We start from the raw sequence: 2,936 nt of genomic DNA on the forward strand, positions 1-2,936 counted from the left end.
ATGCTTTATTGATTTTATTGTTAATTTATAGACTCATCTAAGCGGAGAAGAGCCCTTCAACTAATCTGTTATATCCTAATTTAGTAATATAACTGGCAAACTTCTGTCCATAAGCTTCTGAGATTGAATTTTTACCCATGGCACTTTCTAGCTCGAAAGTGCCCCAAAGTTTGTTTGGATAGCCCCAAAATTTGATAAGAATAATTTAGTCAACAGAGTCAATTCAAGAACTCTCATTTCAAAAAAGATTTATTTCCCCATCCGAACGCTGTAGTTCTATCGGTAGTTCACAAAGTAAATAGAATACCTTTTGCCTTGATTATGCAATAAATTGCTTTCAAAATCGTAGCTTACTTTTGGACTTACTCAGCGCTCAAGGAAGTGTCTTGGTAAGTCAGAACTTAAACTAAGCAGTAAGTGTTTGCAGGTGATTTCGTGAAAAAATTATATTAGGTGCTCTCTTCAGTGCATCGGTCTTTGCTTCCTCAAGTAAAGACGTTCCAACTATGAATGATAAGAACGGTTATGTAGAACCGTTTCAGATGTTTGATAATGTTTATTATGTTGGGGACAAATGGGTTTCATCATATGCAATTGATACAGATGACGGATTAGTGATAATTGATACACTTGATTCCCCTTATTCTAAGTGGGTTCCTATCAACCTTGAGAAGCCAGGGTTAGAAGATAAGCCAATAACGCACATATTGCGCATGGGCATTCTGACCATGTTGGGGGCGCTCAGTTACTTCAAAAGATGTATGGTTCTAAAGTTGTGATGACCAAAAGCGCTCATGAGTTATCTATACAGCAATCAAACAAAAGCAAAGGTGAGAGCAAGTTCCTTCCCCCAAACCTAGACATAGAGATAAAAAGCGATAGCTCTATGATTATTGGTGGTCATGAGTTTAAGTTCTATCTCACACCGGGTCACACAGAAGGCGACTTTTCCCTAGACTTTACAGTCGAAGATAAAGGCGCTGAACATCGTGCTTTTATCGTTGGTGGCCATAGCGTAAGTGGCAACGATCCAAAAATGAATGACCAGTTCTTGAGTAGTATGGAGAAAATTAGAAAGATTTCACTCCAGTCGCCTGTTGTGAGCGTTAACCTTTCGAACCATCCGCATAAAAATTACCTATTTGAGAATAGGGAGAAGCTAGGGTGCAAATGGGAACCCATTTGTTAGTGAGACAAACTTCTTCATTTTTCTTAAGCAACAAGAAAACTTAGCTAAGAATAAAATAAAAGGGCTGTAACAGTTTTGCAGATAATGTTTAGTCTTCGCTGCTGGGTTAAAAGTTTAGCGATACCTTTTCCTCATGCCCAGAGTTCCAACAATGTAGCTAAATGTTCTAATCCACAACAGACTAACCTTCAATCACACTTACGCACGAATATGTTGTTCAACTATTTCTAAGCTATTGAATAATAGAGAACTAAAGGGAGGTTTTTGATTGATAACATGCCTTGAATTGGAAGCAATATGTGCTTGCACGGTTTTCAACTAGAAATTAGACTAAATCTTAATTATATGTATAATTTTCAGTTGGTTAGATAGGGTTCATGAGATATGCTGAATACATAAATTCGTGCCTGCACGATATTAAAATGTTATGCCACCAGAAATGGATTATAGAGGAAGTAAATGAATATCAATAAAATAGTTAAAACAGAAATAGATTCACTCGTGCAACTTGGTGAAATAATCGTAAAGCAGGCTTCAACTGCAAGTAGTGCGCTTGAGGGGACAACTTTGTCAGAGGTGTCATCGTGGGTTACTAGGCTGGGGCAACTATTGCTTAAGCTTTACGGAAAGGAAAGCCAGCATTATAAAAATTATGAAAAAGCTATGGAACTAGACAGTTTCTATGTGATTCATAGTCGTTGGTATGGTCATATTTCGCAGGTTCATGGCATTGTTTTATCTGTAAAGCATGATGTTGAAAATAATTTAATCTCAAATATTCGAGGTCTACTTCAGGCTGAGATTTTTGCTAACTTTTTGGAAATTGGCGAGCACTTGCTTGAAGAAGGCTATAAAGATGCAGCTGCGGTTACTATTGGCGCTGTTTTAGAAGACGGTTTACGTGAACTCAGTAAAAAGCATGGTATATCAATTAATAAGCCAAATGGTTCTCAGAAAACAATTGACCCGTTAAATACTGAACTAGCTCAGAATGACATTTATTCTAAACTTGTTCAAAAGCAAGTTACTAGCTTTGCTCATATCCGCAATAAGGCTGCTCATGGTCAATACGATGAGTATGACCATTCTCAAGTTCAAATGATGTTATTGTTTGTTCAAGGTTTCTCTGAGCAGCATTTGAACTAAGAGGCATAACAAATGCATCAACACGATTTGCTACATTCGGCGTTGTCAGTTTGCCTTTAGTTTCAGTGATTAAGGCGTTAAAATTCAGCTAAGCCTGTATCGTAGCAAACGTGTTATGCAGGCGTTATATTTTTTAGGAGACTTTCTCAATGGATAGAGAACTGGAGTATATAAAGCTAAAGGTCGATTGGTATAAATCGATATATCCATGGTATTTAGCAATGCTGGCTGGAGAAGTGGCCTTTTTGCGGGGAGTTGATACAAATGGCGAAAATGGTACATTTGTATATTACTCTGTGCTTTTAAGTATAAGTTTTCTTTCATTAGCTTTATTTACAACTTGGCAAGCATCGCTACCGTTAATTCATAGGTTAGAAAATGCGTATGCTCCGGGTAATCCCGTTTTTAAGGTTCTGATATGGACTCCTCAAGGAGTTAAGTGGGAGGCAATTCTAGCTTCGCTCAGCGGAGGCTGCTTCGGTGGTGCAATAGCCACTTTTATTGGTGCTCTAGTGATAAATGGTTTTTCGTAACGGATAAAAAAATCGGCTCTTCTCCGCTTAGATGAGCTTGATTTCTGGGTAAAAGGTAGAGTGAGTTT

2 protein-coding genes and 1 pseudogene are annotated in these 2,936 nt (G+C 37.8%); all 3 read left to right on the top strand.

The window, feature by feature from the left end:
• The first annotated feature begins 443 nt into the window (after positions 1–443).
• The 3 genes and pseudogenes from ACED25_RS23130 to ACED25_RS23140 all read left to right on the top strand — a co-directional run bounded on the left by ACED25_RS23130 (position 444) and on the right by ACED25_RS23140 (position 2,868).
• A pseudogene (locus ACED25_RS23130) lies at positions 444–1,259 on the top strand (MBL fold metallo-hydrolase).
• 389 nt (positions 1,260–1,648) lie between these two features.
• The gene (locus ACED25_RS23135) at positions 1,649–2,335 is read left to right on the top strand and encodes a hypothetical protein (protein ID WP_371696234.1); all 687 of its coding nucleotides are present in this window, start codon (positions 1,649–1,651) and stop codon (positions 2,333–2,335) included.
• Positions 2,336–2,484: 149 nt separating this feature from the next.
• On the top strand, positions 2,485–2,868 hold the full coding sequence (locus ACED25_RS23140) for a hypothetical protein (RefSeq protein WP_371696235.1): 384 nt from the start codon (positions 2,485–2,487) through the stop codon (positions 2,866–2,868).
• The last annotated feature ends 68 nt before the right edge of the window (positions 2,869–2,936 follow it).

It is taken from the genome of Vibrio sp. 1F263 (assembly GCF_041439035.1).
GTDB classification, from domain to species: Bacteria; Pseudomonadota; Gammaproteobacteria; order Enterobacterales; family Vibrionaceae; genus Vibrio; species Vibrio tasmaniensis_A.